Here is a 25,045-nt window from a genome sequence, read left to right on the forward strand (position 1 = left end):
CTGCATAATAATTCATCAAACGCATCCTGTTTCGCCATTAGTGCTGGATTTTACGCCACCTTTCCCTACAATGCGCCCCAATTTTGGGTAAATCATCCTTGCTCTTTCATTGAGCAAGGTCTTTGAACTATAGAAAGACCCTAAGGTCGCACTTTTCCAGGGAGCACATATGTCTCAGATGTATTCTACCAGCCGGTTATGCCGTGCTATTCAGCTTGGCCTGCTTGGCAGCAGCGCGATGATTATGACGGCTCATGCCGGGTCCGATGCAGTGACTCTGGCCGATACGGTGACCCCAGAGCGCATTCAGGTGACGGGCTCGCGTATTTTGCGTGAAGGTGCTGTGGCACCATCACCAGTTACGGTGATCAGTGGTCAGGAGCTGGTAGAAACCGGCGCCATGAACATTGGTGAGGTACTGAATGTACTGCCTTCGCTGGCGGCTACATACTCGCTGGCAAACTCAGGTCGCTTTATTGGCACGGCCGGTTTGAGCCTGCTGGATCTTCGTGGCATGGGGTCATCCCGTACACTGGTATTGGTAGATGGTAAACGTCATGTTTCCAGCAGTGCCGGCTCTGCCGCTGTGGATACCAATGCAATTCCAACCGCCTGGATTGAGTCGGTAGAAATCATCACTGGTGGTGCCTCTGCCGTGTATGGTGCCGATGCGGTGACTGGTGTGGTCAACTTTAAGTTAAAGCGCAACATCGAAGGCTTTGATGTGAATGCTATGCTGGGGACAGCGGAAGACAGCCCTTACCGGAACCACAAATTAACAGGCTCTTTTGGTACGAACTTTGCGCAGGATCGTGGTAACTTCGCTATCTCGGCTGAAGTTTCCGGCCAGCGTGGTATGAATGCGACTCAGCGCCGCCAGACGCGGACTTCCTATATGGAAGTGCGCAACCCGAATGATGGTGATTATCGCGATGCCGATGGCAACTGGGTGCACGATGGTATTCCGGATACCATCACCGTTGCTAATGCCGGCTGGTACGATAGTTCGACAGCAGGTAATTTTTACCTGGATGCGGCTGACGGCGGCGACGACTGGTTTATTTTCAACCCGGATGGCAGTGTCCGCCCTCAGGATTTGGGCACCACCTACGGTCAGTGGGGCCGTTGTTCTGATTGCGAGTTCCTGGACCTGCGTCGTTACACTGATTTGCAACCAGCTTTTAATCGCTTTAATGTGAATGGCAAGGTCAACTTTGAACTGACACCTGATACTCTGATTTACGCGGAAGCCAAGTTTGTCCGCAGCAAAGGTGACAGCGAAGGCCAGCCATCTTTCTTCGAGTATGACACTGCCCTGATGGTAGGTCGCGATAATGCTTATCTGGATCCAAGTCTGGTTCAACTGATGGATACCTACGGCGTTGATACGATTGCAGTACACCGTTTTCAGGAAGATGCCGGTCGTCGCCTGGAAAACAATACCCGTACCACATCCCGTTTTGTTGCCGGTATCGAGGGCAGCCTTGGGCTGGACTGGAACTATGAGCTCTATGGTGTTTTTGGCGAAACCAAGCTGGAGCAGATCAATCGCAACAACCTGATCCGCACCAACTTTGCGCAATCCATTGATGCCATCGTGGTAAATGATGAGATTGTCTGTCGGGATGAACTGGCGCGGGCCAATGGTTGTGTGCCAACCAGTATCTTTGGTGACAATGCCATCAATGCTGAGGCCCGTAACTGGTTTAATACCAACTCGTACAGCAACAGCACAGTTCGTCAGACCGTGCTGAGCGGTCATTTGAACAACAGTGGCTTGTTTGAATTGCCTGCTGGTTTTGTGGGTGTATCCTTTGGTGCTGAATACCGCAAAGAAGAAAGTGAAAGTGTGCCTGACAGCTTTGCTGCTACCGGAGCAACCTTCCTGAATTCATTGCAGTACGAAAAAGGCAGCTTTGAGGTAAACGAAGTATTTGCTGAAATTTCTATTCCTTTATTGGCCGATTTACCGCTGATCCAGGATTTGGTGTTTGATACCGCTGTCCGTTACGCTGATTACAGCACCATCGGCAGTGCCGTTAGCTGGAAAGTTGGCTTAGACTGGCATTTGAACTCGCAATTACGGGCCCGTGCTACCTATTCAGAAGCACTGCGCGCACCTAATATTGGCGAGTTGTACGGTCCGCAAAACCAAACCTTCTTCCGGGTTACCGACCCTTGTGGCTTGGATCAAGTGCAAAGTGAAACCCGCCGTGTCAATTGTCAGGCGCTAGGCATTCCGGTCGACTTTGATCCACAGGCGACTGCATCCACCATTGAAGGTTTAAGTGGTGGCAATCCGGATTTAACAGAAGAGAAATCTACCAGTTATACGCTTGGTCTGGTGTATCAACCTGATTGGCTGCCAGGTTTTAGCGCCACTGTGGATTACTGGTCGATTGAAATCGACGACGCTATTTCCCCGGTATCGGCGCAAAACATTCTGAATAAGTGCGTAGACTCAGAAGCAGGCATTAACAATCAGTTCTGTGCTCTGATTGAGCGAAACAACCAGAGCGAGCTGGTGCTGATCACATCGATCACACAAAACGTGGCAGCTTTGACCGCTGAAGGGGTGGATTTTGAACTGGGCTATGCCTTTGATGCACTGGGTGGTCGTTTTAACACCAAGCTGATCGGGACTTACCTGGATTCCAGAAAAACCTACTCATTCCAGGATAGCCCTGAGGAGTTTGATCAATACGCTGGTACCGTGGGTGATGCCCGCTGGCAGACCAACCTTAGTATCAATTACCGCTATCAGGCATGGAGTGCCAGTTGGAAAACCCGCTTTATTGACAGCGTATCTTTGTATCGTCAGCAGGAGCTGGCCATTAACCCGGATCCAAGAGATCTTATGAGCTATGGCAGTTATTTTGTGACTGACTTGCGACTGGGTTACGAGTTTGCCAGTGGTGTGCAGTTGGCATTCGGGGTAGATAATGTGTTTGATCGTGGCTTGCCAGGGGTGACTACGGGCACTACCGAAACGACGGCGGCTTACAACAACATCGGTCGCTTCTACTACACCTCGGTGTCGTACAGCTTCTAATCCGATCGTGATTTGCAAAGCCCGCACGGTTCGCTGCGGGCTTTTTTTATGATTTACAATAGTTTCAGCTGATTTCGGCCGGCTGCTTTGGCCTGATACAAGGCTTTATCGGCTAAACGGTATAATTGTTCGAAGCTCATGCCCTGCTCGCTGATCGTCAGGCCCATGCTGGCGGTAATATGAAAGGCATAGTCATCGCTGATTTTGGTATCGGCCAATGCATTCAGCAGTACTTTACATAATTGCTCGGCCACCTCTTCGCTGGTATCGGGCATAATCAGCATAAACTCTTCGCCGCCAATTCTGGCCAGCACATCGCTATCTCTGCGGGCGTAGGTGCGAAGTATCTGGGCCAGCATTTTCAAGGCCGCATCCCCGGCCGGGTGGCCATACACATCATTGATTTGTTTGAAGTGATCCACATCCAGCAGCGCTAAAGCAAGCGGCTGCTGATTACGTTGTGCCATGGAGCAAAGCAACTTGCCTTGCAAAAAAGCACTGCGACGATTTAACAAATGGGTCAACCCATCTTCGGTGGCCAGCCTTACCAGTTGTTTATTTTTCCTGCTTAGTAAAAGAAACACTGCCAACAAGATAAAGCCAATACTAAAGACCGCCATGCTCAACCAGGCCACAGCACTGCTGTAACGGTGCAATTGCCGGGTTTGCTCAGCGACAATTTCCTGCATGGTGCGGTGCACATCGCTGGCAAAAATTTCCATATCTTCCTGAATAATTTCTACCAGCTCGTGCAGTGCTCCTTGATCAAGGTGCTTGGGATCATGCTCAATCATCTGGCGCAACTGCGCTATCTGCAGCTCCAATACTTTGAAATTACTCTCTAAATCAACAAATTGCTGCAAAAGCCCTTCAATGGTATGTTGGCGCGCAACTACGCGGATCCACAGTGGTCGTGCTTTCTCGATATTGTTGGTGCTTGATAACTCCTGTACATAGGCTGCAACCTCCCGGTTCAGCATTTCAATCTGGCGTGCAACATCGACTACCCGCATGGGCGGCCGTGCCTGCATGCTTTGTTTGGTCTGCCAAATCCAAATGCAGGATAACACTGCAAGGATGGCATAACTAAGCAACAGCAAGATTGCCAGCTGACGTGACTTCGGCGTTGCCGCAGGCATCAGCGCAGCACCCTTATCTCAGCCAGGCTCCAAATCCACAGTGCTAACGGCGAGGTACCATCCAACGCCTGTTGCGCTTGTTCGGGCCAGATTAAAATCACCGGACCATTGCGCTCCAAAGGGATAGGCTCCCCATTAAAGCGGGTCGCCAGCACAGGCTGCCCCTTTGCTATATCGTTTTGTGTAATGCGAATGCGGTAATCATTCAGGGCGTTTAACCGGATATCCTGATGGCCGTCCAGCTGGAAATGGGCTAATAAATCATGCAAATAAACGCCCTGCCACAGCCCATCCGGGCCCCAGGCGGCTTGAAAGCGGGCTTGCTGTTGCGGCAGGTTATCAAGATCATGCAGCCACAGTTTTTGCTCCAGCTCCGCAGAACGTATCAGCAGAACAGGGCTTTGGGTTACTTCGTCTGCCACCAGTGTTGTGGTAATGAACAGCAGTAAGCAACAGAGCCACCGAAACTCAGTAAGATGCACCACAAAATCTCCCTTTTCAGCTAATAAGGTAAGTCCTGTCCACCGACCCCTAATGCTGATCATAGCGCGGCTTGGTGGTTTTTCAATGCTCAGTTGGTCGTATAGACCCCATGCCGGGGCCTATGCTTTTAACGGCAGTGGGATCAGATGAACATTATGACTGGCATCGCTCAGCCAGATCTGTGCTTCGGTAATGGTGCACTGCAACGTCATGTGCCTTTGTACCAGGGGCAGGCACTGTTGCAAAGCATCTTCCGGCAATTGCCAAACCGACAAGTTCTGGTAACGCTGCAGCACCGTTTGCTGTTGCTGCCACCAAACATCGGTGCTGCGGCCACCATAACAATACAGGTGCACCTGTTTTGCCCGGCCACAGGCTTTACGCAGCCACTTCTCATCCGGTTGGCCAAACTCCACCCATACATTTACGTCACCAGACAGCGAGCGATCCCATAGTTCCGGTTCATCGTCTTCCGAGCTAAGCCCTTTGGTGAAGGTCAGGCTGTCACTTGCGTTCAATGCAAAGGCCAGAATGCGCACCATCAGTCGTAAGTCGGTTTCCGAAGGATGCTGCGCCAGCGTTAGCTGATGATCGCCATAATAGCCCCGATCCATATCGGCAATATTCAATGTCACTTTGTAGATGGTCGATTTCAGTGCCATGCCAGTCTCTGTCAATCAAAAGGGCAGTGTAGCTGTTGCAGCTTACTGGCTCAATAAAAGTTGCAGTAAAGCAGCAAAAGCAGCTATAACAGCGATACCAGCAAGTCATAAAGGTTAAGGAGATATCAGATGAAAGTAATAGGTTTGGCTGCAGGCTGTCTTTTAAGCCTTGTTATCGGAGCTGCTCAGGCCAGCAGTGCGATGACAGAGCAGAATTTGCAGCGGTTTGTTGCCATGATGCCAGAGATGGAAGCGCTGGATGATCGCTTTCCGGAGCAGAGCAATGCCTTTGAGCAAGAACTTGAACTGCAACAACACTGCAATTGGCAACGGCATTACGACAGTACTGTGGTAAGACTGGCTCCGGCAGGTTACCGGCAGGAACTGGAAAGCATCTTAAAAAGGCACAACTTTAGCCCGGCAGAATTTACTGAGCTTAGCTTTAAATTTAGCTGGGGTAGCTTTCAGTTGATGGCGCCGATGTACGAAATGATGCAACAAATGCTGCAGCACTTGCCGGAAGAGGAGCGGGCAGAGCAAGAAGCAGAAATGCGTAGCCTGGAGCAAATGAAAGCCCTGCTGGACCGCTGCATGAGCGATGCAGAAAAAGCAACAGTTACGGCTTTAGTGGCAGACATGATGCAACAGATGATGCAGATGGATCATGAGACGATGCAACAAATGGAACAGATGATGCAGCAGATGCAGTAAAAAATTTGCCGCAGCTTGCTTGAAAATTTTCCGCAAAACCATACATACAGTAATGACGGGGCAGGTCTCTATGAGAGTGCCCTTAATCACAACTCGTATTGCTTTTCGGAGAATATGTTATGAACACCATCGATTTTAGCCCATTGTACCGTAGCAGCATCGGTTTCGACCGTTTTGCCTCTTTGCTGGATCACGCGCTGCGTTCGGATCAAAGCAACAACAGCTACCCTCCTTACAACATTGAAGTGCTGGATGAAAACCGCTATGCCATCACCCTGGCTGTGGCTGGTTTTACCCAGGACGACCTTAGCATTGAAGTCGAGCAAGGCGTGCTGACCATCAAAGGCAGCAAAGACAGCGACAGCAAGGAAAAACGTCAATTCCTACATCGCGGCATCGCCACCCGTTCCTTCGAGCGCAAATTTAACCTGGCCGAGTTTGTCGAAGTGGTCGACGCCTCGATGGATCACGGCTTATTAACCGTGAGTCTGGTAAAAGAAATTCCAGAGAAAATGAAGCCAAAGCAAATTGCGATAAACACGACTACCGGCAGCACTGCCATTGAGCACAAAGCGGAGAAAGTCGCTTAATCGCGCCGTAGGTTGAACAGTAGGGGCTGCTTCGGCAGCCCCTACTGTTAGTATCAGAAACGAACGCTGATACCCAGACCCCAAATAGAGTCGTCACTGTCAAAAACATAGTCACTGTACAGATCAATCTGATGATTTAAGCGGTAACGGCCACTTAACTCACCCAGATTGGAGCGATCCTGGCCGGATAAATCCACATGGCGTAAAGCAATACCCAGCTCAAGCGCTGGCGTTGCCTGATACCGGAAACCAGCAGCAAGCTGGTACCCATTGCTGGAATCGTTGATCCTGAACGCCACATCATCCACGAAGACGACGCCAGTTGATGTCTTGGCGCTGGCATAACCGGCCTCAAAAAAAGCATCCACACCTGGCAGCGAAGGGCGACGTAAACCCAGACTAAGCCAGCTTTGCTCAGCTTTGATGCTTACGTCTTGCCAAATGTCGGTGACCCGGTCATGACGTGCCCGCACATACAAATACTCATTAAGCAAAAAGCTGCCTTGCAACTGCCAGCCATCAGGCTTTAGCCGATCCGCATCGGTTTTGATACTGGCTTTCGCATAACCCGCCGACACATAGTTCCAGCTAATATCCGCAGTGTTAGCCGCTGCCACTCCAGATGCCATCAAAAATAAAGTAGCACACAAAGCTTGTTTACATCGCATGTTGTTATGTCCTCGGTTATGAACTACAAATAAAAATCATGGTATCACAAAACATTTACAAGGAAAAAGTTTTGCATACTACTCAGGGAGTTGCTATTGCTGGTAACTGCCGTAAAGTGGTTTCAGGGGCGCAATACCGCAATTGGCATGCACACACCCGGGTGGTAAAGGGACATGGAAGTAACAACTCTGGCGGCACCTCATGACGTGAAACCCTAATGGTTTAGCTGATTTATCCGGTTTTTATCACAGAACCGTTAAGTGATTTTACGTGGGTTTCTGTACAGTGGTTGTGTTGGATGTGGACGGATCGAGTGGATAGTAGGCAAACAGAGGATTGATGATGGATAACTTTTCGCCATCCGATTTAAAGAGCATTCTGCACTCCAAGCGGGCGAATATGTATTACCTGCAGCATTGCCGGTTGCTCGTGAAAGGTGGTCGGGTTGAGTATGTTACGGATGAAGGAAAGCAGTCGCTATACTGGAACATCCCCATCGCTAATACGACTTGTTTATTGCTGGGTACTGGCACTTCTGTGACTCAAGCGGCAATGCGGGAATTAGCGCGAGCAGGTGTTTTAGTCGGCTTTTGCGGCGGTGGTGGTACGCCATTATTTAGTGTCAATGATGTTGAAGTAGAGATTGCTTGGTTTAATCCTCAAAGCGAGTATCGGCCCTGTGAGTATTTACAGCAATGGTTAAAGTTTTGGCCTGATGATAGCAAACGGTTACAGGCAGCTAAGGCGATTCAGCAGTTTAGGATTGATTTCACACTAAAGCATTGGTTAAAAAACAAATCATTTATTGATAACGGTTTTGTGGTTAGTGAAAGCGAGTTAACATCTGCTTTGTCACGATTTCGACAAGATGCAGATACTGCCGTCGGCACGCAGCAACTCATGTTGGCTGAAGCACGTTTGACCAAGCTACTGTATAAAATCGCCTGCAATAGTCTGGCACATGATGAAAGCTTTACCCGGGCCAAAGGCGGTACTGGTATTGATCCTGCTAATCGTTTTTTAGACCACGGCAATTACTTGGCCTATGGGTTAGGCGCTACGGCCACTTGGGTGTTAGGTTTGCCTCATGGCTTTTCCGTGTTGCATGGCAAAACCCGCCGTGGTGGTTTAGTGTTTGATGCCGCTGATTTAATCAAAGATGCGCTAGTGTTACCACAAGCCTTTATCAGTGCGATGAACGGTGATGACGACCAAGAGTTTCGGCAAAACTGTATTACCAATTTTCAGCAAGCCGAGGCTCTGGACTACATAATTGATTGTTTGAAAGACATCGCTGGAACACATGGTGGCGAATCATGAACATCATGTTGGTATCGCAGTGCTCAAAGAATGCGCTGAATGAAACTCGGCGGATCATCGATCAGTTTGCTGAACGGCGTGGCGACAGAACATGGCAAACACCGATAACGCTTCAAGGTCTTGATGTACTGCGTAAGCTGCTAAAAAAGACAGCTCGGCGAAATACGGCTGTTGCCTGTCATTGGATCCGCAGTAAAAACCATACCGAACTGTTATGGGTTGTTGGTAATCAGCGAAAATTTAATATTGATGGTGCTACACCAACCAATATGACGTTGCGCAATATTCTGCGTAGTGAGGATGAAAACAGCTGGCATAACGCCGAGGTTATTGCCTTATTGGCTGCTATTGCTGGGTTGTTTCATGATTTTGGTAAAGCCAATCTATTGTTTCAGCAAAAAATAGACCCAAAAGTAAAAACGACGGGTTATGAGCCTTATCGCCATGAATGGGTATCGCTTCGGCTATTTCAGGCATTTACTGCTGATAAGACGGATAAGCAATGGCTTACTGAATTAGCTGATATTACGACTGAGTTTGAGCAACATGTGCTAGTCAAATTACATAAAGACATGCCGGAGCAGCATCTGCTAGAGCCATTTGCCGGTTTAGCGTCAGTTTCCCGATTAGTGGCATGGTTAATCGTATCACATCATCGGTTACCGGTATTTTCGTCGAAAAACTCAAATATTTCGCCGTCTTTAAGCACTATTACAGGTTGGCTGTCAGATGATTTTAATGTGTTATGGAATTCCATAAACAGTGCTGAGAGTTGTGAGCAACAGCGACGTGAGCAAAACTGGTTTTTTGAATATGGCACGCCTTTGCTCAGCGCAACCTGGCGAAAAAAAGCTGGTGAAATAGCAGTGCGCGCACTTCGTTGCCATAAATTGTTTGAGAGTGATTGGTTTGAGCAACGTTTCACCAGCCATCTTGCCAGGTTATCGTTAATGTTGGCGGACCACTACTATTCTGCCCAAGTACCTACAGAGAAATGGCAAGATGCGAATTATACGGCCTTTGCCAATTCCGATCGGCAAACCCGAGCGCTGAAGCAGAAGCTGGATGAGCACAATGTAGGTGTAAGCCATAATGCATATTTACTGGCTAGAAGTTTACCCACATTAAAAAATACTTTGCCAGCGATTACCCGGCATAAAGGTTTTAAACAACGGGCTAAGCAGGACAAGTTTCGCTGGCAGGATAAAGCGTACGACCTGGCCTGCTCTGTGCGTGACAGCAGCGTTTCCCAGGGTTTTTTCGGTATCAATATGGCCAGCACAGGTAAGGGTAAAACCTTTGCCAATGCCCGTATTATGTATGGCCTTGCTGATGAAAAGCTGGGTTGCCGTTTTAGCGTGGCGCTGGGACTAAGAACTTTAACGTTACAAACTGGTGATGCACTAAAAGAGCGTTTGCGACTAACCGATGACGATCTTGCTGTACTGATAGGCTCAGCTGCAGTTCAGCAATTGCATGACATCAATAAGCAAGCACAACTAGCAGAACAGGCTATAAGCAACAATAGCAGTGGCAGTGAATCACTGGCTGATCCCATAGCAGAGCATCTTTACGTCAGTTATGAGGGTAGTGTGTATGATGGCCGTTTAAAAGATTGGTTAAACAGCAGCCCAAAGTTAAACCAGCTAGTAAGTGCGCCTGTACTGGTCAGCACTATTGATCATCTGATGCCAGCAACGGAAGGCGTGCGTGGTGGTAAGCAAATCGCGCCTATGCTGCGGTTGCTAACGGCAGATTTAGTGCTGGATGAACCTGATGATTTTGATACTGCTGATTTGCCGGCGCTGTGCAGGTTGGTCAACTGGGCCGGAATGCTAGGTGCAAGAGTCCTGCTTTCATCGGCTACCTTACCGCCAGTACTGGTATGTGCCTTGTTTGAGGCTTATCGCACCGGTAGAGAGCACTTTAATGCAGTAAATGCTGACGGACGGATCCAGTTGCCAATTATCTGTGGTTGGTTTGATGAGTTCGCTGCCGTAAAAGCACAGTGTGTGGACAAAAAGCAACTTATGCAGCAGCATTTGGCATTTGTTGAAAAGCGGGTTAAGGCATTGGCAAGTCAACCTGTGTTGCGTAAAGCCAATTTACTTGAGGTTACCGCCAGCAGCAAAAATCCAGCTCAGATTATCAGCCAGTTGGCTAGCCTGATTCAGCAGAGCATTTGTCAGTTGCATCATGAGCATCATCAAGTGGCGCCGGCGGGGCAAACTGTCTCTATCGGCCTGGTACGTATGGCCAATATTAATCCTATGGTGGCTGTTGCAAAGCAGTTGCTGCAGATGGCAGTGCCGTCTGATTGCCGTATCCATTATTGTGTGTACCACAGCCAGTACCCCTTGGTCGTTCGCTCTGCTATTGAGCAAAAATTGGATGCGGCACTGACCCGTTACAATACCTCGGCACTTTGGCAACAAGCCGAAATTAAACAAGCTTTAGCTGAATACCCGGAAGGTAATCACCTGTTTGTTGTGTTGGCGACGTCTGTCGCCGAAGTTGGCAGGGATCACGATTATGACTGGGCCATTGCCGAACCAAGCTCAATGCGCTCATTAATTCAGCTGGCTGGTCGTATTCAGCGGCACAGGCAGTTTCCGGCTAACAGCGATAACTTACTTATCCTCTCGAAAAATTTTAAAGCATTGAAGGCTGTAACTAATAAAGACGGAAAGAGCAAACCAGCATATTGTCAGCCTGGGTTTGAACGGGATGATTTGTTACTAGAAAATCATGATCTTAAAAATATTTTACCCGAAGAATACTTCCATCATATTAGTGCTGTACCTCGTATTACTCAGCCAAAACTAGTTGAGTCGAAATTGTACTCTGACCTTGTTGTATTTGAGCATTTGGCGCTATTGCAAAGTGTTTTTCCTCAACCAGATAACTGTTTAAGCGTTGGCCGGGATTGGACAAAAGATTACGCTGCAAGGTGGTGGCAGCATGATGCAACCTGGAGTGCTGAATTACAAAGGCGCAAGCCGTTTCGTAAATCATCGCCTGATGAACCTTACTGTTTGATGTTATCAGAAGAGGATGAAGAACCAGTGTTCACCCGGATTAATGATGCTGTCTGGCCATTGGAATATATCGAAGCAGAAAACTTTGTCACCGAGCATTGGTTGCCAGCACAAGGCAATCACGCCTGGTTTACGCTGGATGCATTATCGGTGTATCAGCAGCGTGCAGAACAAATGGGGCTCACACTTGAAGAAGTAAGCAAGCAATTCGGTGAGATCCGCTTAAGAATAAAACAGAATGCCGAAAAGTGGCATTACCACCCAGCTTTAGGCATTTTCCAAAATTTATAGCCGCATGGAGGTGTTATGCAATATGAAGGGTTAGCAGCAGGAATAGCTGATTATATAAATCAGCGAAGGTTACAGAAGCTGGAGCCAATAGAGAAAGCCTTAGAAAAGGCGTTGAAAGATGTTGAGGATGTTGTTCAACAAGCACAAATTAACACAGATTTTTTGCCTCAAATCCAGCAGATAAACCAACAGTTTGATGTGAGATATTGGTTAGATGATGCGGCAAAACGTGCAAAACAAATCAGCCTTGTTACCCACGCGCTTAAGTTTACCCACGGGGATGCCAAAGGCAGCAGTGTATTGTCACTGGAATATACGGCTGATGCGGACTATCTCGTTACTGCCAGTTTAACCAACTTAGCGATTGATGCAGTAGGAAACGCAGCCGCTTTAGATGTTGCCAAGCTTTTGCAATTAGAGTCGGAAGGGCAGAGTCTGGCACAAGCATTAACAGATGGCGATTTCAGTGCTCTTGCCGTATTCAGCGAGAATCAGGAACAACTGACAGAATGGGTTGAAGGCTTCAAGTTGGCTTTAGCAGATAAAGCTTTGTCATCACATACCTTAGCCAAACAACTGTATTTTCCCGCAGCTGATGGCCAGTATCATCTACTTAGCCCAGTATTTGCGACGTCTCTTGCGCATCAATTTAACGGCAAAATAACTGCTGTGAGGTATGGAGATGAGCCTAAAGCTACCCGTGAAGCACGAAAGGCTGGTAAATATTATGATAAGTCAGATGTGCGCTTTTTAGATACCGCAATACAGAGCTTTGGCGGCTCTAAACCGCAAAATATTTCTCAATTAAATAGCCAGCGGGGAGGGAAGACTCACTTGCTTAACTGTTCACCGCCATCCTGGCAATCGACCTTAAAGCCCCCACTAAATGAGCCGTCAATTTTTAGCGGTCGTGAGTTTAACCGCCGAGTGTGGCGTGACTTACAAGAGTTGCAACGTTACCTGCTTAGCGTAAAAGGGCGCGATAGTACTTTAGAGATTCGCCGCAATATTGCCGCTTTCGTCAATGATCTTATTGATGGGTTGCTAAATTATGCGGCTGAAGTGCAAGGGTTAACTGAGCATGCGGGCTGGAGCCAGCAAGATTGCACTTTAAACCCAGCAGAGCAGCTGTGGCTGGATGTCTGGTGCGAAGACCTGCAATTTCAGCAAAAAAGGGCTAACAACAACTGGCAGCAAGATATTTGCCTGGCGTTTGCCGGCTGGTTAAATAACAAGCTGAACTATACCCTGAAAAAAGATGGGCTGGTGTTTGGTACTGTGCAATATCAGCATTGGGCGAAGTTGCTGTCGCCCCGACTACGTGACTATGAGATTGGCACAAGCGTATTTTCTGTTGGTAAGTCACAAGCGGAGGTAGCGGTATGAGTAATTATTTTTTGCTGGAACACCTTAAAGTTCAAAACGCCAACTGCATTGCCGGTTTGACGTATGGCTTTCCGGCCATTACCCATTTCCTTGGTTATACCCACGCGTTGTCGCGTAAGTTACAGCAACAGTTTGGCATTGAGCTAACCGGTTGTGCAGTGGTCTGTCACCAGCATCAGGTACAGGCATATCAGCCAAGTGGCTGGGGCGATTACGTTTTTGCCTTAACCCGCAATCCATTAACCAAAGAGGGCAATACTGCACCCATTGTCGAGGAGGGGCGTATGCATCTTACCGTCTCGTTGATTTTGGAAGCGGACAAAGCATTCAGTAACAGCCAGCAACAACGATTAGTTGAAATGCTTGGCCTGTTAGCCCAGCGACAAAAGCTGGCTGGCGGCCAGGTTATTAGCCTGAAAGGCGTTAGCCTCTACAGTGATGATGACGAGCAAGCGTTAAGTCGAAAATTACTACGAAAAATGCTGCCTGGTTTTGTATTAACTGATCGCTCAGAGCTGTTAAAGCAGCATTATCAGCAGTTAGTAGCGACTCAGCCAAATGCCACCATGCTGGATGCCTGGCTGGATTTTTCTGCTTTAACGTATCGTGCTGTTATTGCAGACGATGTTGACTCATCGACCGATCAGCATGCAGCGGAATGGGTTAGGGTACCTAAACCAGCGAATGGCTACCTGGTGCCGATCACCACAGGCTATAAAGCGATTTCTCCACTTTATCCTGCTGGCGCAGTTGCCAATAGCCGTGATCCGCAATACCCGTTTTGTTTTGTCGAATCTGCGTATGGTGTCGGGCTGTGGTTAAGCCCGCACCGTGTCCCTGATGTGCGGGACGTTATCTGGCGTTACCGACAGCAGGGGCCCTGGTATCTATGTGCGACAAACACCTCACAAAATGCATTAAAGCTGCATCCGGAGCAGGAAGCTGCTTTAGCTGAACTTCCAGAAACTGAACTTACTTACTACTAAAAAGGAACTTATTATGGCTACTACTTTAAAAACTGCATCGGTACTGGCTTTTGAAGCCAAGCTGGCAAATTCTGACGCCATTATGGCCAGCGGTAACTGGGATGAGCGCGGCAATGCGAAAAGCTTTTTGCCAATCTCAGTTAAAGAAAAAGCGGTTCGCGGCACTATTTCAAACCGATTAAAGTCAGCACTGGCCAGCGATCCGGCAAAGGTTGATGCCGAGGTACAAAAAGCGAACTTACAAACCGTTGATAACGCAGCATTACCGTTTGAACATGACACACTTAAAGTGAGCTTTACTATAAGAGTCATTGGTGATTTAGCGACACCTTCTACCTGCAATGATCCTGCTTATCAGCAAGCCTTAGCCAGCATTATTAATGGCTACGCTGAACAAAACCAATTTACCGAGTTAGCCAATCGCTATGCTGCCAATATTGCCAACGGTCGTTTTTTGTGGCGCAACCGCGTAGGTGCTGAGGCAGTGGAGGTGCAGGTGACTCACGGTAACGAGCGTTGGGTATTCGATAGTCAGCAGTTTGATTTACGTAGTTTTGCAGAGCCTTCAGGCGATTTAGCAAAGCTGGCACAAGTGATTAAACAGGGCTTAGCTGGTGAGAGCTTCGCTCTGCTCAAGATCAGCGCTTTTGTTAAACTTGGTGCAGGTCAGGCTGTTTATCCATCGCAGGAGTTGGTCATGGGCGGAGGCAAAGGTGATAAGAGCAAGTTTTTGTATCAGTTGGATGGTGTTGCAGCCATGCACTCGCAAAAAATTGGCAATGCTTTGCGCACTATTGATACCTGGCACCCTGAAACAGCAGAAGTAGGTGCCATAGCAGTTGAACCTTATGGCTCAGTAACCAACCGTGGAAAAGCGTATCGTCAGCCGAAAGACGGCATGGATTTTTATAAGTTGCTGGATGGCTGGATTTTGAAAGGTAAAACCCCACCGTTGGAGCAGCAGCATTACATTATGGCCATGTTTATTCGTGGCGGTGTATTTGGTGAAGCCGGCTAAGGGAACAACTATGGATAGCTATATCGAAATTACGGTACTGCCAGACTTAGAAGCTGATGCCAACTTTCTAATGAATAATCTGTGCTCAAAATTGCATGCAGTGTTGGGGCAGGTGACTGAAGGTAAAGTAGGGATTAGTTTCCCAAATTATGGCGTAGCGGGTAAAAATCTCGGCACCAAGCTACGTATCCACGGCAGCGCGACTATGTTGGAAAAACTCATGGCGCAGAGTTGGTTAAAGGGGCTGCGGGATTATTGTCAGTGTAGTGATGTTTTGTCAGTGCCGAAGGATGCTAAGCAGCGTTATTTTGCCAGGCGCCAACTTAAGAGTGCGCACAACAAGCGCCAACGTTCAGTTGGTAAAGGTTGGTTAACGCATGAGGAGGCGATGGGCAAGATTCCTGATGAGTCACAAAAGCTACTTAAGCTACCGTTTCTGCAACTAACCAGCCGGGGCAATAAACAGCAAATGAAAGTGTTTATTGAGCAGGGGCCGGTAATGGAACAGGCAAAAGAAGGTAGCTTTAATTCATACGGATTAAGTCGATTATCTGAAAAAGTAACAGTTCCTTGGTTTTAACCCTTTTTTTGAGCTAGCTCTGCAGCCCTCACCTGATAAGGGCTGCTTTTCTGCCCTAATAAAAAGGGTAAATCACGCATAGCGCTGAATGTTCTTTAATAATCAGGTTGTTAATGCTTAAATGCACTACTTCACTGCCGAACAGGCAGCTTAGAAAATCATCAAGAATGCGAAAGCAGAAGTTACCTACTTCACTGCCGAACAGGCAGCTTAGAAAATGCTGCGAAAAGACCGGTTAAGAGAATCAGTCTTCACTGCCGAACAGGCAGCTTAGAAAAGTTTATCGTTGAGTACATTTCTGCAGGGAAACTTCACTGCCGAACAGGCAGCTTAGAAAATCATCAGGGCAGGGGTTTAAGGGGTCGCCACCTTCACTGCCGAACAGGCAGCTTAGAAAGAACCCGATGATGGTTACTTTCCTGATGAATGCTTCACTGCCGAACAGGCAGCTTAGAAAAGAGCTACTACGTTAAGGACAACTTATGAAAACTTCACTGCCGAACAGGCAGCTTAGAAAAAAAGCTATCAAGCGGTTGGTGATGCCGCGCACTTCACTGCCGAACAGGCAGCTTAGAAAGGCATGCAGCGCACCGTGGCAACTGTCACCGCCTTCACTGCCGAACAGGCAGCTTAGAAATGGGCCAGTGCAGGAAGCAGCAGGAGTATGAACTTCACTGCCGAACAGGCAGCTTAGAAAATCGTAGCGCCAGATGGCTGCCAGCTGCTGCTCTTCACTGCCGAACAGGCAGCTTAGAAAAGGGCGCCGTGAATAGGCAGCACTGCGATGCCCTTCACTGCCGAACAGGCAGCTTAGAAAGTCACCGTTTCAGTGGTGTCGATCATGTGCTCCTTCACTGCCGAACAGGCAGCTTAGAAAAACCGGCTGTTTGAAGCCGAGCAGCGTTTAAACTTCACTGCCGAACAGGCAGCTTAGAAAGTCACGGTTTCGGTGGTGTCGATCATGTGCTCCTTCACTGCCGAACAGGCAGCTTAGAAAAGACAGGCACACCAGCATTGATCAACTGCAGGCTTCACTGCCGAACAGGCAGCTTAGAAAAACGAACTCACCGGTACCGACTGGCAACTTAACTTCACTGCCGAACAGGCAGCTTAGAAATCGGCAGCGTTCTTTCCAGTGACCTTTTCAAGCTTCACTGCCGAACAGGCAGCTTAGAAACTAGCTGCTCACCAACGCAGCGGAATGATGTTCTTCACTGCCGAACAGGCAGCTTAGAAAAAAAAGAAGGGCAAAGCAAAGTGGTTGTCCGGCTTCACTGCCGAACAGGCAGCTTAGAAAAAAAAGCTCAGACCATCACGGAACCCGATACACTTCACTGCCGAACAGGCAGCTTAGAAATGGTCGCTCATATCGCAAGGGTGACAAGCTAACTTCACTGCCGAACAGGCAGCTTAGAAAAGCAAAACGAGCGCCCAGCGCTGCCAGGTGATCTTCACTGCCGAACAGGCAGCTTAGAAATGAATGCTGTGCAGATACCAGTCATCATCAGCCTTCACTGCCGAACAGGCAGCTTAGAAACACAGTACACCCTGGTCATCTTCGTCAATTAGCTTCACTGCCGAACAGGCAGCTTAGAAAATGTGCTGGTTGCAGTAACATACCGCCGTTCCCTTCACTGCCGAACAGGCAGCTTAGAAAAATATGACAGTTTCACAGTTTTGACTATGGAGCTTCACTGCCGAACAGGCAGCTTAGAAAATGGATTGCATGGACAAAATACATAACGGCAACTTCACTGCCGAACAGGCAGCTTAGAAATCTGGGTCAACATCATTAATGCCTATCTCACCCTTCACTGCCGAACAGGCAGCTTAGAAATCTGTTCTGATTTTTAATTTTGTGCGCTGTCCCTTCACTGCCGAACAGGCAGCTTAGAAAATTGCAGCAATGTCAAATGTTGTTGACGGTGTCTTCACTGCCGAACAGGCAGCTTAGAAAAGAGCCGGACAAGGACAACGAGCCAGAGAAAGCTTCACTGCCGAACAGGCAGCTTAGAAAATTGCCAGCTTGCCATTAGTGGCCCCGCCGAACTTCACTGCCGAACAGGCAGCTTAGAAAAGCACCGGATTCCGCATGCACAATCACATCAACTTCACTGCCGAACAGGCAGCTTAGAAATAAAGGGAATGGATATGTCCAGGCCTAGGGACCTTCACTGCCGAACAGGCAGCTTAGAAAAGTTGCCGAAATCGCGTAACCATTGGGGCATGCTTCACTGCCGAACAGGCAGCTTAGAAAACAGGGACATTGATTACCGTTTGCGTCAGATACTTCACTGCCGAACAGGCAGCTTAGAAATTAACCAGCACCGGCAAACTGTCCGCGAAAGCCTTCACTGCCGAACAGGCAGCTTAGAAATTAGTGCCGCCAGCGGGAGCTTTGTCGGTGTGCTTCACTGCCGAACAGGCAGCTTAGAAAAGCCCAGGCGCGAACCCTTTTTGCTGCCTCTTCTTCTTCACTGCCGAACAGGCAGCTTAGAAACACTTGCTGGACCTGATGGCGGACTGATCGCACTTCACTGCCGAACAGGCAGCTTAGAAATCACCGCCATGGTCACATACCATTAAATGCACCTTCACTGCCGAACAGGCAGCTTAGAAAGACAACGGTGCTGGCGTCAAACACGACGGACGCTTCACTGCCGAACAGGCAGCTTAGAAATGGCGGAACCGTCATGGGTGCTTTCGATTGCGCTTCACTGCCGAACAGGCAGCTTAGAAAAGCTCTTCAGGTTCAAGCATGCACACAATGACCTTCACTGCCGAACAGGCAGCTTAGAAAAAGCAATTCGGGCGGAACCACTGCGAGCACGTCTTCACTGCCGAACAGGCAGCTTAGAAAGACTGTTGACGCTAATGGTACCGCGTTATCAACTTCACTGCCGAACAGGCAGCTTAGAAAATTTAACGGCACATCATCAGGTTCTGTACCAACTTCACTGCCGAACAGGCAGCTTAGAAAAACTATAACAATGGTAATCTCCCCGCCATCCTCTTCACTGCCGAACAGGCAGCTTAGAAATGTGGTAGACATCCTGAACAAAATTAAAGGCACTTCACTGCCGAACAGGCAGCTTAGAAATAGTCGATGGAAGGTAAGGGGGATCGCAGTAACTTCACTGCCGAACAGGCAGCTTAGAAAGGTATTGAAATGGCTATCGGCCGCAGCGTTGATCTTCACTGCCGAACAGGCAGCTTAGAAAATAGACTGATAGGGTATTCGAGTAGTTTGAAACTTCACTGCCGAACAGGCAGCTTAGAAAAGCATGGCCAGCAGGTTGTAAGGGTCCACTTTCTTCACTGCCGAACAGGCAGCTTAGAAATGACGGTAACGGCGATAGTACAATCACACTCCCTTCACTGCCGAACAGGCAGCTTAGAAAGCAAAAATAACAGTGATCCCATGCTTAAATCCCTTCACTGCCGAACAGGCAGCTTAGAAATTGCCCGCCGTGCTGCAGTGCCGAGCGCAAGCCTTCACTGCCGAACAGACAGCTTAGAAACACGTTACCAACAGCTTGATCGATGGTGTATTGCTTCACTGCCGAACAGGCAGCTTAGAAATGACGAATTCGAAACCATCAAAACCAAATTAACTTCACTGCCGAACAGGCAGCTTAGAAAGATACCCGTGGATCATCGCGGCATCAGTTAACCTTCACTGCCGAACAGGCAGCTTAGAAATGATGACTGAAGCAATGGACTGGGACTTAGCTCTTCACTGCCGAACAGGCAGCTTAGAAAAGGCGATTAAGGGCACCCATTGCGGTGTCGTTCTTCACTGCCGAACAGGCAGCTTAGAAAAGCAGCCTGCCATTGCTCTGACGCTTTCTGCTCTTCACTGCCGAACAGGCAGCTTAGAAAAGTCAGCCCCTTACTGGCAGTGGCAGCTAAAACTTCACTGCCGAACAGGCAGCTTAGAAATAGCAGACTGCTATTCGTGGATATGCCAGTACCTTCATTACCGAACAGGCAATGTACATTGTCAGGTTTTTCTCCCTCGTCTGTAATGGTGTTTTATTATTATTGGCTTTGTTGATAGTAGTTCGTATGCCCCAGTTGCCAACTGCTGGCTATATGCTGCACCCTTGCCCATTGCCTATGCGATGCCCCCTGTTGATACCTGATGATTTAAAAAGTGTCCATGGATTTTAAACTCATCGAATTCGAGGACTTTAGATTAGCTTCGGGTATAAGCAACCCCATCGAATTCGATGGGGTTAGGGCACTTGCGTTTTCGACTGTGAGCAAGTCAAACCCGCCGAATTCTACGGGTTTGGCGGGCGGCAATTACCCCGGCACTTCCAAAATCCGCAATGCCATTTGCAGGTGCTCGGCGCAGTGCACACCCAGATCGGTGAGGTATCCGCCGTCTGGTTGGGTTAATAAGCCTTTTTGGTGCAACCGGGCGATGGCGGCTTTGGTGGCTTCGTCGGCTTCTTTGTGCGCTTTTAAGCCTTCGCGCACGCTGTCGAGGTTGTACAAGTTCAGAATACGGATTTCGGCATTGAGTTCTGGTGTTATAGGCATAGCGCTTCCTTCGTTCTTATTCTTAATCCAACCTTAGCTGTTTTTGGCGGTTTTACCATGCAGTGATGAAAAAAATCAGGGCTGTGCTGTCAGCGCCTGACCCAGCGCGGCAAAGTACTGCAACCAATGAGCACTCAGTTGCTGCAGCAGGGCTGCATCCGGGTAGGCACCAGCTTTTGCCAGGTTGCTTTGACGGGTACCGCTGACCAGAAAATGATTTTTAAGCGGTTGAGCCTGGAGCATGGCCTCGAAGGCTCGGGCGCACAGTTCTTCCGGTTGCGATAGATACAGTTGCTGCCGTTGACGGTCCAGCATTGCACAGTGCAAAAACCAGGCACTCGCTTGGCTGCCATCGGGGGATAGCAGCAGGGTTTTAAACCCTTCCAGCAGCAATTGGTTTAATGGATGCGGATTGATGCGCTGTAGGTGCAAAAAGCAGCGGCTGGCAAAGTGCTGATTGCCGGCACCTGGGAACACCTTACTGGCAATGTAATGATCAAAGGCATGAAACCATTCATGCGCCAGGCTGCCGGCACCGGCGTTTTTGGCCAGCGCTAAAATGCGGCCACGCGGTTGGTAGTGGGCACAGACACCGGGCCTGCCGCCAATGCCAAAGGTCAGTGTGAGGGTTTGATTCAGCGACAGCACCTGCTCGGGTACCTGCAGCAGCTGCTGCAAATCGCACAGCGCATCAAAAAACAGATTGGCGGCACGCTGCTGTTCTTCAGCCGTGACCCAGCGGCCGATGCGAATACCACGAAAGCCAAACAACTTGACGATATCAGTGAAGCCGACGTCGGCCCCGGCCCGGTGATTGGGGCCATTGCGGTAAAAAGACTGGTCCAGTCGCTGCATCGGTTATGGTTGCCAGCTGTGCGCTTGCAGCAATGCCAGAGGGATCTTGCTCAGTGCTTCCTGATGGCAACTGGCCAGCACTAAGGGCGGCGCCACACCGGCATCCTTCGCTTCCAGCCACCGGCTGACACACAGGCACCAACGATCACCGGCTTTTAAACCGGGGAACTGAAACAAGACTCTGGGGGTGATGAGATCATTGCCCTGCTGCAAGCTGAAATCCAAAAAAGCCTGGGTTACCACGGCACACAATAAATGCTGCCCTCTGTCCTGCGCAGCATGGTGGCAAAAACCATCACGGAAAAAGCCGGTGGCAGGTTCGGAGCAGCAGGCTTCAAGGGGTTGGCCGAATACGTTAAGAGCATTAGAGGTCATGCTGGTTACTCTGATTGACTTTCGATGCTGTGGAGTATGCATACGTGCATCGAAGCGATCACTTTGCGTATCGATTGGCTATACTGAAAAACACGGCCGCGATGTGAGAACGACTTATGCTTCATGATGCAGCGCTGAAGGTGCTTGGGCAAACGACCAGTTTAGTCGAAAAGTTGCAGCACATACATGACTATTTAAAGCGCCATCATGCCTTTATTTCCCGGATTGCCATTGCCTTGTACGATCCCAGTACCGACATGGTGCGCACCTTTATTTACAGTGGCGAAAAAACGCCTCTGAATCATTACCATGCAAGGTTGTCTGGCTGCTACTCACTGCAGCAGCTGGCCGTGCAGCGAAAAGCCAGGCTGGAGCAAGACTTATCGGTTTTTAACGGCAGCCAGCATCTGCATGCGCAGCGAATTTATGCGGCTGGCTTTCGGGGCAGTTACACCATTCCAATGATTTGGGGCAATGAGTTGCTGGGTTTTTTATTTTTTAACAGCCAGCAAATCAACGCCTTTGATGATTTCGCTATTGAAAACATGGATGTGGCAGGCCATTTGGTCACGCTGATGCTCTACAACGAGCGGGCGCAGATAAAAACCTTATCCGCTACTCTAAAATCTGCCCTGGATTTAACCCACAGCCGTGATCCGGAGACTGGGGCTCATCTGGAGCGAATGTCGCGTTACGCCCGTCTGATTGCAAGGCATTGTGCGGATGCATTTCATTTGGACGATCACTTTATTGAGCATGTTTTTTTGTTTGCACCTTTGCATGATCTGGGAAAAATGGCGATTCCGGATAAGGTTTTGCTTAAGCCTGGCCCTTTGACCGAAGAGGAGTTCAACGTCATGAAAACGCACTCTGAGGCCGGCCTGGCGATGGTGGATAAACTGATGGAGAACTACGGCCTGTCCGGGCTAAGCCATTTGAGTGTGCTGCGTAATATTGTGATGCATCATCATGAAGCCATGGATGGCAGCGGCTATCCCAGTGGCTTACAAGGTGATGCTATTCCGATAGAAGCTCGTATTGTAACCGTAGCGGATGTGTTTGATGCGCTCACCAGCAGGCGGCCCTACAAAGAGGCCTGGACGAACCAGCAGGCATTTGCGCAGCTGCAGCGTTTGTCCGGCACCAAGTTCGACGGACGCTGTGTGCAGGCCATTTTGGACAACGCTGCGGAAGTTGCGCAGATCCAGGCGAGTTTCAACGACAATGTTTTTGGGTAAGGCAGCTTAGCAGCACTGCTACCAAAACCAACGATGACTGCGAATCAGGCCAGCAATCAGGCCGGCATAGCCAGCGCTGGCGCCAAGGGCCAACCCGGCCCAGCTCCAGAGTTTTTGGCGTTGATAGCGCTTTTGCCCTGCCATGTTTTGTTCGGCTTTGGCTGCCAGCTCAGGCTGCAGCGTCCGCCAAACACGCCATTGCAGCCAACCAAGGCCAGCAATAAAGAAGCTAAAGCTGCTAACCGGGCCGCTGGCGCCCTGAGTAAAGCTGTAAGCGGCGGTAAGCAGCAGGCCATTCAGCAGCACCCAGCCGATGGCCAGGTTCCTTAAGCGCAGCAATTGTTTACGGCTGTCGGGCTGCTCGGTGCTGTTGATGGCACTGCGCATCCCCAGCACAACCCCGATGACACCGGCCAGAGCGCCCAGCATAGCGCCACTCAGTAGCCAGCTGAGCTTCGCCAGGCCGCTGCTTTGGCTGGCGAGGGTACTGGCGGCGGCTGCGCTGGCAGGTGGGCTGGTTGCCAGTAGTGCGGACGTGATCAGGCTGGACAAGCCAAGGCCCGGCGCGCTGGTTAGCACCAAGTGGCCATAGCGCTGCAACCATTTCTTTTGCAAAGCTTGCCGAACCCGTTGCAACTGTTTGCGAACGCTGGCTTCGGTGATACCGAGCAATTGCGCAACCTGGCGGCTGTTTTGCTCTTCACGGTAGTACAGCAGAGTAATTTCGCGGCTTTCCTCAGGCAGCTGGCTGATAAAATGGGCCAGAATAGCGCTTTGCTCGGCTCTTAGCAGCTCGCTATCCGGCTCCTCATGGCTGATAAAACTTGCCAAGGCCTGCTCGGTGTCTTCAGCGCTGAGGCGCTGTGATAGCTTGTGATCACGCAGGTAGTTCAAGGCGCGGTAGCGGGTGATTTGCCGAACCCAGGGCAAAAAGCTGGCCGGGTTTTGCAAGGTATTCAGCTGTTGCCACAAGTGAATAAACACCTGTTGGCAGATATCTTCACTGGCATCGAGATCCCGGACAATGGCCAAAGCAATGCTGCTAACACTGCGCTGACACTGATGGATCAGACGCTCAAATGCCTGGATATCGCCCGCTTGCGCGGCTGTTACATCCGGTAAAAGCAGCAGTTCTGTCTGGTTGAGGCTCATTGGCTGGCTTCCTTGAGGGCAGTCAAAATGTGGTGTGCAACCCACTCCGGCTGATCCAGCGTCATAAAGTGCCGTGATTGCGGATGAAATGCAAGCCGGGCCTGGGGGAGCTCAGCCAGCTGTTGCCGATACAGCTGTTCAATTTGCTGGCGCTCCTTATCGCCGGTGATGGCACCGCTGGCCCCTAATAGCAACACCGGAGACTGGATGGCACTGATTTGCTGGCGTAGATCGGTGGTCAGTAACTCGTAGAGTGCCTGGCCAACACTGGCAGGGTCTGAGGTAGCGGCCATCTCCAGCACCAACTGTTGATGTGGCTGACTGCTGGCCTGAATACCAAGCCCATGCTGTGCCATAGCAGCCAGTTGCTGTGCAGACATCTGTTGGTATTGGCTGCGAATGGCCGAGGCTTGTGCTTGCATATCACGCACCTGCGTTTGATTGCTCCGGGTAAACACCGGCGCAAGATAGGGGAGGCCATCAATGGCAATGACCGGGCCAATCAGTTGCGGCTGATGACTTGCCAGATCAAAGGCAACAAAGGCTCCCAGGCTGTGGCCAATAATAGCCGGTTGTTGCAGGTTTTCGGAGAGAATGTAGGCTTGTAATTGCTCACGTACTTTGGGTAGCAAAGGGCCGTTCACAGGGGCATTGCCGGCGAAACCGGCCAGGGTAATCAGGTGCAACTGATAGGACGCTGCCAGCTCAGCTTGCAATGGCTGCCAGGTACGGCTATCGGACATCAGGCCAGGGATCATCAGTACCGGCTGGCCCTGACCTACCACCTGCACCTGGAAGTGGGTTGGTTCGGCTTTGAGGTTGGCGCTTAAAACCCCGATCACAATACTTAGCGCGATAACAAGGTAAGTCCAGAATCCAGGTTGTTGGGTTGTTTTCTTCATGCTGAGGTTCCTTAGTAAGTTCAAGTGTCCTAACTAAGTACCCTCAGCCA

General features: G+C 49.6%; 19 protein-coding genes and 1 CRISPR repeat array. Of the genes, 10 read left to right on the forward strand and 9 right to left on the reverse strand.

From position 1 onward, the window contains the following. Window positions 1-178: 178 nt before the first annotated feature. Entirely contained in the window at window positions 179-3,052 is a 2,874-nt protein-coding gene (locus QWF21_RS14655) for a TonB-dependent receptor (RefSeq protein ID WP_330088863.1), read from the forward strand. 53 nt (window positions 3,053-3,105) lie between these two features. On the opposite strand, the gene QWF21_RS14660 is transcribed toward QWF21_RS14655, so the two are convergent. The 3 genes from QWF21_RS14660 to QWF21_RS14670 all read right to left on the reverse strand — a co-directional run bounded on the left by QWF21_RS14660 (window position 3,106) and on the right by QWF21_RS14670 (window position 5,336). Next, window positions 3,106-4,191: a GGDEF domain-containing protein gene (locus QWF21_RS14660; protein WP_330088789.1), complete on the reverse strand. Its 1,086-nt coding sequence runs from the start codon at window positions 4,189-4,191 to the stop codon at window positions 3,106-3,108. Continuing rightward, window positions 4,191-4,676 carry a molybdopterin-dependent oxidoreductase gene (locus QWF21_RS14665; RefSeq protein WP_330088790.1) on the reverse strand — a complete coding sequence of 162 codons (486 nt, stop codon included), beginning with the start codon at window positions 4,674-4,676 and terminating at the stop codon, window positions 4,191-4,193. Before QWF21_RS14665 ends, QWF21_RS14660 begins: the two co-directional genes overlap by 1 nt. A gap of 117 nt (window positions 4,677-4,793) precedes the next feature. Next, entirely contained in the window at window positions 4,794-5,336 is a 543-nt protein-coding gene (locus QWF21_RS14670; protein ID WP_330088791.1) for a YaeQ family protein, read from the reverse strand. Window positions 5,337-5,465: 129 nt separating this feature from the next. On the opposite strand from QWF21_RS14670, the gene QWF21_RS14675 reads away from it, so the two are divergent. Then, the gene (locus QWF21_RS14675) at window positions 5,466-6,047 is read left to right on the forward strand and encodes a hypothetical protein (protein WP_330088792.1); all 582 of its coding nucleotides are present in this window, start codon (window positions 5,466-5,468) and stop codon (window positions 6,045-6,047) included. Between the two features lie 119 nt (window positions 6,048-6,166). Next, window positions 6,167-6,637 (forward strand): Hsp20 family protein, encoded by a 471-nt coding sequence (locus QWF21_RS14680; protein ID WP_330088793.1) that lies wholly within the window; start codon window positions 6,167-6,169, stop codon window positions 6,635-6,637. A gap of 53 nt (window positions 6,638-6,690) precedes the next feature. Here QWF21_RS14680 and QWF21_RS14685 read toward each other — a convergent pair whose 3' ends face one another. Then, window positions 6,691-7,305 (reverse strand): outer membrane beta-barrel protein, encoded by a 615-nt coding sequence (locus QWF21_RS14685; RefSeq protein WP_330088794.1) that lies wholly within the window; start codon window positions 7,303-7,305, stop codon window positions 6,691-6,693. A 343-nt stretch (window positions 7,306-7,648) separates the two neighbouring features. Here QWF21_RS14685 and cas1f point away from each other — a divergent pair, with 343 nt between their 5' ends. From cas1f to cas6f, 6 genes are read left to right on the forward strand one after another with little or no spacing between them, the layout of a single operon-like run. Further along, window positions 7,649-8,626, forward strand: coding sequence for a type I-F CRISPR-associated endonuclease Cas1f (gene cas1f / locus QWF21_RS14690; protein WP_330088864.1), 978 nt, complete (start codon window positions 7,649-7,651; stop codon window positions 8,624-8,626). Then, entirely contained in the window at window positions 8,623-11,955 is a 3,333-nt protein-coding gene (cas3f, locus tag QWF21_RS14695) for a type I-F CRISPR-associated helicase Cas3f (RefSeq protein WP_330088795.1), read from the forward strand. The genes cas1f and cas3f overlap by 4 nt, the downstream gene beginning before the upstream one ends. A gap of 15 nt (window positions 11,956-11,970) precedes the next feature. Beyond that, window positions 11,971-13,341 carry a type I-F CRISPR-associated protein Csy1 gene (csy1, locus tag QWF21_RS14700; protein ID WP_330088796.1) on the forward strand — a complete coding sequence of 457 codons (1,371 nt, stop codon included), beginning with the start codon at window positions 11,971-11,973 and terminating at the stop codon, window positions 13,339-13,341. Then, window positions 13,338-14,327 (forward strand): type I-F CRISPR-associated protein Csy2, encoded by a 990-nt coding sequence (gene csy2, locus QWF21_RS14705; RefSeq protein WP_330088797.1) that lies wholly within the window; start codon window positions 13,338-13,340, stop codon window positions 14,325-14,327. Before csy1 ends, csy2 begins: the two co-directional genes overlap by 4 nt. A gap of 10 nt (window positions 14,328-14,337) precedes the next feature. After that, a complete protein-coding gene (gene csy3 / locus QWF21_RS14710) occupies window positions 14,338-15,345 on the forward strand; it encodes a type I-F CRISPR-associated protein Csy3 (RefSeq protein ID WP_330088865.1) in 1,008 nt (335 codons plus the stop codon). A 10-nt stretch (window positions 15,346-15,355) separates the two neighbouring features. After that, window positions 15,356-15,925 (forward strand): type I-F CRISPR-associated endoribonuclease Cas6/Csy4, encoded by a 570-nt coding sequence (gene cas6f / locus QWF21_RS14715; protein WP_330088798.1) that lies wholly within the window; start codon window positions 15,356-15,358, stop codon window positions 15,923-15,925. Window positions 15,926-16,054: 129 nt separating this feature from the next. Beyond that, window positions 16,055-19,867: a CRISPR direct-repeat array (repeat unit 28 nt; unit sequence CTTCACTGCCGAACAGGCAGCTTAGAAA). Window positions 19,868-20,233: 366 nt separating this feature from the next. Here the strand turns inward: cas6f and QWF21_RS14720 are convergent. The 3 genes from QWF21_RS14720 to QWF21_RS14730 form a co-directional block, all read right to left on the reverse strand. After that, window positions 20,234-20,473 (reverse strand): TIGR02647 family protein, encoded by a 240-nt coding sequence (locus QWF21_RS14720; RefSeq protein WP_330088799.1) that lies wholly within the window; start codon window positions 20,471-20,473, stop codon window positions 20,234-20,236. Window positions 20,474-20,548: 75 nt separating this feature from the next. Further along, window positions 20,549-21,328 (reverse strand): CLCA_X family protein, encoded by a 780-nt coding sequence (locus QWF21_RS14725; RefSeq protein WP_330088800.1) that lies wholly within the window; start codon window positions 21,326-21,328, stop codon window positions 20,549-20,551. Between the two features lie 3 nt (window positions 21,329-21,331). Continuing rightward, window positions 21,332-21,703 carry a DUF2237 family protein gene (locus tag QWF21_RS14730; protein WP_330088801.1) on the reverse strand — a complete coding sequence of 124 codons (372 nt, stop codon included), beginning with the start codon at window positions 21,701-21,703 and terminating at the stop codon, window positions 21,332-21,334. A gap of 116 nt (window positions 21,704-21,819) precedes the next feature. Between QWF21_RS14730 and QWF21_RS14735 the strand changes: the two genes are divergently transcribed. Then, window positions 21,820-22,941, forward strand: coding sequence for an HD domain-containing phosphohydrolase (locus QWF21_RS14735; RefSeq protein ID WP_330088802.1), 1,122 nt, complete (start codon window positions 21,820-21,822; stop codon window positions 22,939-22,941). Between the two features lie 18 nt (window positions 22,942-22,959). Here QWF21_RS14735 and QWF21_RS14740 read toward each other — a convergent pair whose 3' ends face one another. Both QWF21_RS14740 and QWF21_RS14745 read right to left on the reverse strand, forming a co-directional pair. Next, window positions 22,960-24,093 (reverse strand): RNA polymerase sigma factor, encoded by a 1,134-nt coding sequence (locus tag QWF21_RS14740; RefSeq protein ID WP_330088803.1) that lies wholly within the window; start codon window positions 24,091-24,093, stop codon window positions 22,960-22,962. Continuing rightward, window positions 24,090-24,995: an alpha/beta fold hydrolase gene (locus QWF21_RS14745; RefSeq protein ID WP_330088804.1), complete on the reverse strand. Its 906-nt coding sequence runs from the start codon at window positions 24,993-24,995 to the stop codon at window positions 24,090-24,092. The genes QWF21_RS14740 and QWF21_RS14745 overlap by 4 nt, the downstream gene beginning before the upstream one ends. Window positions 24,996-25,045 lie beyond the last annotated feature (50 nt).

It is taken from the genome of Alkalimonas mucilaginosa (genome assembly GCF_036327005.1).
Taxonomy (GTDB): Bacteria; Pseudomonadota; Gammaproteobacteria; order Enterobacterales; family Alteromonadaceae; genus Alkalimonas; species Alkalimonas mucilaginosa.